This window comes from Klenkia sp. PcliD-1-E, assembly GCF_024124375.1.
Classification (GTDB): domain Bacteria; phylum Actinomycetota; class Actinomycetes; order Mycobacteriales; family Geodermatophilaceae; genus Klenkia.
The window spans coordinates 1-6,572 of sequence record NZ_JAMXRZ010000170.1; the positions used below are offsets into that span (position 1 = coordinate 1).

Genomic DNA, 6,572 nt, shown 5'->3' on the forward strand with positions numbered 1-6,572 from the left:
CGGCGTCCTCGGCGGGTGCGGGGTCCCGACCGGTGGCGCGCCCGACCCCGTCCCCGCGGCCGACCTGCCGAGCGCGCTGGCCGCACCGGCACCGAGCGCGGCCACCACCGCCTCCCCCAGCGCCACCGCCGGCCAGCCCGCGGTGTTCCTGGTCGGCACCGGCGACCTGCTCGTGCCGCGCGGACGCTCCGTGGACGGCGACGTGGGGCAGCAGGTCGACGACCTGCTGCAGGCCCTGGCCGACGGCCCCACCGCCGTCGAGCGCGAGCAGGGCCTGTCCACCGCGCTCCCGGCCCAGGTGCTGCTGGGGGTGCGCGACCTGTCCGACGGGGTGGCCACCGTCGCGCTCAGCGGGGGCACCGACACCGCGACGGGGCTGCAGAACCGGCGGGCCGTGGCCCAGATCGTGCTGACCGTCACCAGCCTGCCCGCCGTCGACGGCGTCCTGCTGACCCAGGACGGCGCCGCGGTCGAGGCTCCCCTGCCGACCGGCGAGCTGACCACCCGCGCCCTGACCGCGCAGGACTACGCCGGGTACCTCACCGGGCCGCCGTGACCGGTGACCGTCAGGAGACGAGGCCCTCGCTGCGCATCCAGTCCAGCGCGACGTCGACCGGCTCCTCGCCGTCGACGTCCACCCGCCGGTTGAGCTCGATCATCACGTCGTCGGTGATCAGCGGGGTGATCTCGGCGAACACGTCGGCCAGCTCCGGGTGCGCCTGCAGCGTCGGGGTGTAGACCACCGGGGCGACGTTGTAGGCGGGGAAGAACTGCCGGTCGTCCTCGAGCACCGTGAGGTCCAGGGACTCGATGCGGCCGTCGGTGGTGAAGACCTCGCCGAAGTTGCAGGCCCCCTGGTCGGTGGCGGTGTACACCGCGCCGGTGTCGAGGGTGGAGACGTTGTCGCGGGGCACGCCGTCCGGGCTGCCCAGCGGCAGGTCGTAGGCCTCCAGCATCGGCACGAACCCGTCGTTGCGGCTGGCGAACTCGGCCTCGACGCAGAACGTGCGGTCCTCGACCGGCAGGTTGGCGATGTCGGACAGCCGGCTCACCCCGAGGTCCGCGGCGGCCTCGCTGCGGATCGCGAAGGCGTAGGTGTTGTTCATCTCCGCCGGCGGCAGCCAGGTCAGGTCGTTGGCCAGGTCGGCCTCGCGCACCGCCTCGTACTGCTCGGTGCGGTCGGGGATGCCCTCGGACATGCCCAGGTAGGTCAGCCAGGCGGTGCCGGTGTACTCCCAGTTCATGTCGATCTCGCCGTTGACCGACCCGGTGCGCACCGGCACCGAGCCCGGGATGTTGGTGCGGTCGAGCACGTCGAACCCGGCGGTCTGCAGCGCGATCACCGCGATCTTGCCCAGGATCAGCTGCTCGGTGAAGTTCTTGCTGCCGACGACGAGCTCGACGCCGGCGCTGTCGGCGACCGGCTGGATGGACCCGGGCTCGGCGTCGGGCGTGTACTGGTTGGCGGCCTGCAGCCCGCACCCGGCGAGCAGCAGGGGTGCGGTGAGCAGGGCGGCGGCGGCGCGGCGCATCTACAGTCCCTTCGGCCGGGCCAGGGTCTCCACGACCCGCCCGAGCCAGTCGACGGCCAGCGCCAGCAGCGCGACCAGCAGGGCCCCGCTGTAGAGCAGCGAGTCCAGGTTCAGGTTGATGCCGGTGGTGATGAGCAGGCCGAGGCCACCGCCGTCGATGAAGGTGGCCAGCGTCGCCGTCCCGACCAGCAGGACCAGGGCGGTGCGGACGCCGGAGAGCATGACCGGCACCGCCAGCGGCAGCTCCACCCGCAGCAGGACGGCGAGGGCGCTCATGCCCATGCCGCGGCCGGCCTCGACGAGCCGGGCGTCCACGCCCTGCAGGCCGACCATGGTGTTGCGCAGCACCGGCAGCACGGAGTACAGCACCAGCGCCACCACCGCCGACCGGAACCCGAAGCCCAGCCAGGTCGCCAGCAGCACGAACAACCCGATCGCCGGCGCGGCCTGGCCGGTGTTGGCGATGCCCAGCACCAGCGGGGTGGCTCGCCGGAACGGCCCCCGCGTCAGCAGCACCCCCAGCGGGATGCCGACGACCAGGACGACCACGGCCGACACCGCGACCAGCTGCAGGTGGTCCAGCACCGTGCCGCCCAGCGCGCTCCACCCCAGCGGTCGGGCCTCGGCGTCGGTGAGGTCGGCACCCGCGCGCCACACCGCGAACACGCCGAGCGCGGCCGCGATGAGCAGCGGCTGCAGCAGCAGCGCCCGCCACGGCACCTCCCGGCCCCGCCGGCGGGCCGGGGTGTCCTCGGCCTGCTCGCGGGTGTCCTCGGCCTCCGCGGTGACGGTCATGCGCGGACCTCGCTGCGGGTGGACTGGATGGCGGCCATGACCTGCTCGACGACGAGCACGCCGGCCACGGCGTCGCGCCGTCCGGTGACGACGACGCCGCCCTGGCTGGCCGCGAGCATGGTGTCCAGCGCGTCGTTGAGGGTGGACCGCAGGCCCACCACCGGGAGCCGGTCGTCGCGGGTCGCGGGCACCTGCGTGGTGCGGGACAGCTCGGCGACCGAGGGCCAGCTGACCGGCCGGCCGCGGCCGTCGACGACGACCACGTAGCGCTCGCCGGCGGCCTCGGCGCGGGCGACGACGGCGGCGCTGTCCTCACCGGCGGTCGCGGTGACCGGGGTGTGCAGCTCGGTGTCGGAGACCCGGGCGAGGGTCAGCTGCTTCAGGGTGGCACCGGCGCCCACGAAGTCGGCGACGTAGTCCTCGGCCGGCTCGGCCAGGATCGCCTCGGGGGTGTCGTACTGCACGACCCGCGCGCCGACGTCGAAGACCACGATCCGGTCGCCGAGCTTGACCGCCTCGTCGAAGTCGTGGGTGACGAAGACGATGGTCTTGCCCAGCTCCTCCTGGATGCGCAGCAGCTCGTCCTGCAACCGCTGCCGGGTGATGGGGTCGACTGCGCCGAAGGGCTCGTCCATCAGCAGCACCGGCGGGTCGGCGGCCAGCGCCCGGGCCACGCCGACGCGCTGCTGCTGCCCACCGGAGAGCTCCTTGGGGTAGCGGTCGCGGTAGACCTCGGGGTCCAGGCCGACGAGGTCGAGCAGCTCGTCGGTGCGCGCGGCGATCCGCCCCTTGTCCCACCCCAGCATGCCGGGCACCAGCCCGATGTTCGTGCCGACCGTCATGTGCGGGAAGAGGCCGCCGGCCTGGATGACGTAGCCGATCCGGCGGCGCAGCGTGTCCGGGTCCTGGTCGGTGACGTCCTCGTCGCCGAGGAAGATCTTCCCGCCGCTGGGCTCGATGAGCCGGTTGAGCATCTTCAGCAGCGTGGTCTTCCCGCAGCCCGAGGGCCCGACGAACATGACCGTCTCGCCGGCCGGGATGTCCAGGTCGACGGTGTCGACCGCCGGCACGTCCTGGCCGGGGTAGCGCTTGGTGACCCCCTCCAGCCGGATGGACACCCCGCTGACGGTGCGCTCCTCGGTCACGGTGGTGGACGGGGTTGACTCAGACACGGATGCCCTTCGACGTGGTCAGGCGACCGATCCCGACCAGCACCACGTCCAGGACGAGGGCCAGCAGGACGATCGCGATGGTCCCGACGAGCGTGGCGTTGAGCGCGTTGGCGCCGCCCAGCCGGGAGAGTCCGGAGAAGATGAGGCTGCCCAGTCCGGGACCGAGCACGTAGGCGGCGACGGCGGCGATCCCCATCACCATCTGGGTGGAGATCCGCACGCCGGCCAGGATCACCGGCCAGGCCAGCGGCAGCTCGACCCGCCACAGGGTGGCCCACCGGCTCATGCCGATGCCGCGGGCGCTCTCCACCAGCGACTGGTCCACCCCGGCGAGGCCGACGACGGCGTTGCGCAGCACGGGCAGCGCCGCGTAGAAGACGACGGCGACGACCGCCGGGGTGATGCCGAAGCCGAAGGGTGCCAGCAGCAGGCCCAGCAGGGCGAAGGACGGGATGGTCAGGCCGACGGCGGACAGCCCGTTGGCCAGGCCGGTGATGCGGGGGCTGCGGTAGGCCAGCACCGCCAGCCCGACGGCGATGACCGTGGCCAGGACGACGCACTGCACCACCAGGCTGACGTGCTGGTAGGCCTGGAACGCGATCAGCTCACGCCGGTCGACGAGGTACTGCCACAAGGGCACACCACTCTCTGCTGTCGGGGGGCTGCCCGGTCGTGCGGGCAGACGGGATCCGGCGGGCCGCTCGGGGGCCCGCCGGGGAGGACGCTACGGGTGCCGGACGACCGCGGCAGGCCGTCCGGGGGCGCTCAGGGGATCCACACCACCTGGACGACCTCGCTGCCCTGCTTCTGGACGCTGTGCGCGACCATGCCCGTCTCGTGCAGCTCGGCGACCGCCCGGCGCAGGTCGTGCTCACGTCCCCGCCACCGGTCGACCTCGGCCTCGGTGGTGGTGACCGGCCGCGGGTTGCACCGCAGGAGCAGGCCCTTGGCGGAGACGGGGCGGCCGATCTCGGCGAGCGTGCCGAGCAGGCCACGCGCCGTGGGGCTGAGGGCAGGCAGTCGCATGGCGGTCACGGGCGTCGACGATGGCCGGTCGCGCCGCCGACGAGAAGGGGGCGCGGCCCATCGTCAAGAGACTGTCATGAGGCCGTGACCGGATCGAGTCGGACGACCTCGTCGGCCCCCGACTGGCCGTACCGGCCGGGGCGCATACCCTCACGGGGTACCAGGCAACGGCGGGAGGTGGGACGTGCGGGCTCGGCTGGGGTGGGTGCTGCTCATGCTCGGCGCCGTCTTCGCCGTGCACGGGCTGCAGTGCGCGGCCACCGAGCCCGTGGACGCGGTGGCCGTGGATGCCGTGGATGCCGTGGCCGTGCACATGGGGTCCTCGCACGCGGTGTCCTCGCACGCGGTGTCGTCCTCCCCGATAGGCGTCGCGGCCCTGCCCGTCGCCGACGGGGACGGCGGCTGGACGACGGCGGACCCGTCGGACCGGGCGGCTGCGTCCTCGACGGCCCACGGCGCGCCGGCCGGCCACTCCGCCGCCGCGCACGCCGCGATGGTCTGCCTAGCCGTCCTCGCCGGCGGTGTCGGCGTCGCGTTGGCCGCCCTGGCGGCCTGGCTGGCCCGTCGGCGGGTCGGAGCCCGCATGGCGGCCGTGCAGCGGTCGCTCCACCTGCTGCCCGACCGGCTGCGGGCGCTCCCGCCCGGACCGGATCTCGCCCGGCTCTGCGTGCTGCGGATCTAGGACGGACGCCGACGCCCCGCCGCCCGGCGGTGCGCGGCCTGTCCGTCCCCGTCCGTTCGAGCTGGGCCTCGGCCCGGCTGCCCGTTCTGCCAGGAGTCGACCGTGCGTTCCCCCCTGTCCACCCGCCCCCGTCCCCGTCCGGTCCGCCTCGCCGGCGTGCTGCTGGCCGGCGGCATCGCCCTCACCGCCTGCTCCGGCGGTGGCGAGCAGTCCGCCACCACCACGTCGGTGCCGGCCGACGCCACCTTCAACGCCGCGGACGTGACGTTCGCGCAGGGCATGGTGCCCCACCACGAACAGGCCGTGGAGATGGCCGAGCTGGTCCCCGACCGGTCCACCGACCCGCAGGTGCTCGACCTCGCCCAGCGGATCCAGGCCGCCCAGGGCCCGGAGATCGAGATCCTGGACGGCTGGCTGCGGGAGTGGGGAGCCACCGCCGGCGGGGAGGGCGTCGACCACTCCGGCACGGACCACTCCGGCATGGACCAGTCCGCGATGGGCGGGATGATGAGCGAGGAGGACATGACGGCCCTGGAGGGCCTCTCCGGCACGGAGTTCGACCGGATGTGGCTGCAGATGATGCTCGAGCACCACACCGGCGCCGTCGGCATGGCCCAGACCGAGATTGCCGACGGCGAGGACCCCGACGCGCTCGCGATGGCCCAGGAGATCAGGGACTCCCAGAGCGCGGAGATCACCGAGATGGAACAGCTGCTCCAGGACCTGTCGACCCGCTGATCGCGCCCTCGACCCCGACAGGAGACCCGTGCCCGCCTACCTCGACCTGGCCGTGCTGGCCGCCACGGGCGCCGCCGGTGTCGGCGTCGTCCTCGCCCTGGCCCGCTGGGTGCAGGTCGCGCGCCCGGTCCACGACCTGCCGGCGTTCTCCGGGGGTCGCGGACCGGCGGAGCACGCGCTGTCGCGGTACCACGCCCGCTGGTACCCGGTGACGCTGCTGTTCCTCGCCTTCGACGTGGAGATGCTCTACATGTACCCCTGGACCGTGGTGGTCTCCCGGGTGGGCGCGGGGGCCGTCGTCGAGATGTTCGTGTTCCTGGGCGTGCTGATGGCCGCCGTCGTCTGGGCGTGGCGCGAGGGGGCGCTGCGGTGGACGTGAGGACGGTCCTGGCGCGGGTCGCCGCCCGTCGGCTGCACGTGCTGCTCGTCGAGGTCCCCGGCGCCGCCCGGGTGCGGTGGGCGGCCGAGGCCGAGGTCGACCGGCGGGGGTGGGTGGTCGCGTCGTCGGCGGCCGGTGCCGACCTCGTCCTCGTGTGCGGTGAGCCCGGCGCCGGGCTCGGTGCCCTGGTCGACGCCACCGTCGACCTCCTCCCCCGCCCTGCCGACCGGGCCGCGGCGACCACCCCC

Annotated in this window: 10 protein-coding genes; 5 read left to right on the forward strand and 5 right to left on the reverse strand. The window is 74.1% G+C overall.

Annotation, left to right across the window (positions count from 1 at the left end):
* Positions 1–556 (forward strand): GerMN domain-containing protein (locus tag NH342_RS21275; RefSeq protein ID WP_253018074.1); only part of this gene is annotated, 556 nt, incomplete at its 5' end.
* 10 nt (positions 557–566) lie between these two features.
* Here the strand turns inward: NH342_RS21275 and NH342_RS21280 are convergent.
* The 5 genes from NH342_RS21280 to NH342_RS21300 form a co-directional block, all read right to left on the reverse strand.
* Positions 567–1,532, reverse strand: a complete 966-nt coding sequence (locus NH342_RS21280) for a glycine betaine ABC transporter substrate-binding protein (protein WP_253018076.1) — start codon at positions 1,530–1,532, stop codon at positions 567–569.
* The gene (locus NH342_RS21285) at positions 1,533–2,327 is read right to left on the reverse strand and encodes an ABC transporter permease (RefSeq protein WP_253018078.1); all 795 of its coding nucleotides are present in this window, start codon (positions 2,325–2,327) and stop codon (positions 1,533–1,535) included. It abuts the gene before it with no gap.
* Positions 2,324–3,499 (reverse strand): ABC transporter ATP-binding protein, encoded by a 1,176-nt coding sequence (locus NH342_RS21290; protein ID WP_253018080.1) that lies wholly within the window; start codon positions 3,497–3,499, stop codon positions 2,324–2,326. Before NH342_RS21290 ends, NH342_RS21285 begins: the two co-directional genes overlap by 4 nt.
* Positions 3,492–4,133 carry an ABC transporter permease gene (locus tag NH342_RS21295; protein ID WP_253018082.1) on the reverse strand — a complete coding sequence of 214 codons (642 nt, stop codon included), beginning with the start codon at positions 4,131–4,133 and terminating at the stop codon, positions 3,492–3,494. The genes NH342_RS21290 and NH342_RS21295 overlap by 8 nt, the downstream gene beginning before the upstream one ends.
* Positions 4,134–4,264: 131 nt before the next feature.
* A complete protein-coding gene (locus NH342_RS21300) occupies positions 4,265–4,534 on the reverse strand; it encodes a hypothetical protein (protein WP_253018084.1) in 270 nt (89 codons plus the stop codon).
* A 175-nt stretch (positions 4,535–4,709) separates the two neighbouring features.
* Here NH342_RS21300 and NH342_RS21305 point away from each other — a divergent pair, with 175 nt between their 5' ends.
* From NH342_RS21305 to NH342_RS21320, 4 genes are all read left to right on the forward strand, one after another.
* On the forward strand, positions 4,710–5,207 hold the full coding sequence (locus NH342_RS21305) for a hypothetical protein (RefSeq protein ID WP_253018086.1): 498 nt from the start codon (positions 4,710–4,712) through the stop codon (positions 5,205–5,207).
* Between the two features lie 102 nt (positions 5,208–5,309).
* Complete coding sequence (locus NH342_RS21310; protein WP_253018088.1) at positions 5,310–5,945, forward strand: DUF305 domain-containing protein; 636 nt, start codon at positions 5,310–5,312, stop codon at positions 5,943–5,945.
* A gap of 28 nt (positions 5,946–5,973) precedes the next feature.
* Complete coding sequence (locus NH342_RS21315; RefSeq protein ID WP_253018090.1) at positions 5,974–6,324, forward strand: NADH-quinone oxidoreductase subunit A; 351 nt, start codon at positions 5,974–5,976, stop codon at positions 6,322–6,324.
* A partial coding sequence (locus tag NH342_RS21320; protein WP_253018092.1) for a hypothetical protein occupies positions 6,321–6,572 on the forward strand: 252 nt, incomplete at its 3' end. The genes NH342_RS21315 and NH342_RS21320, both read left to right, overlap by 4 nt.

Excerpts from the sequence above, each read along its gene's own strand:
- NH342_RS21285 (WP_253018078.1), bottom strand. The coding sequence starts at position 2,327 with ATGACCGTCACCGCGGAGGCCGAGGACACCCGCGAGCAGGCCGAGGAC.
- NH342_RS21280 (WP_253018076.1), bottom strand. The coding sequence starts at position 1,532 with ATGCGCCGCGCCGCCGCCGCCCTGCTCACCGCACCCCTGCTGCTCGCC.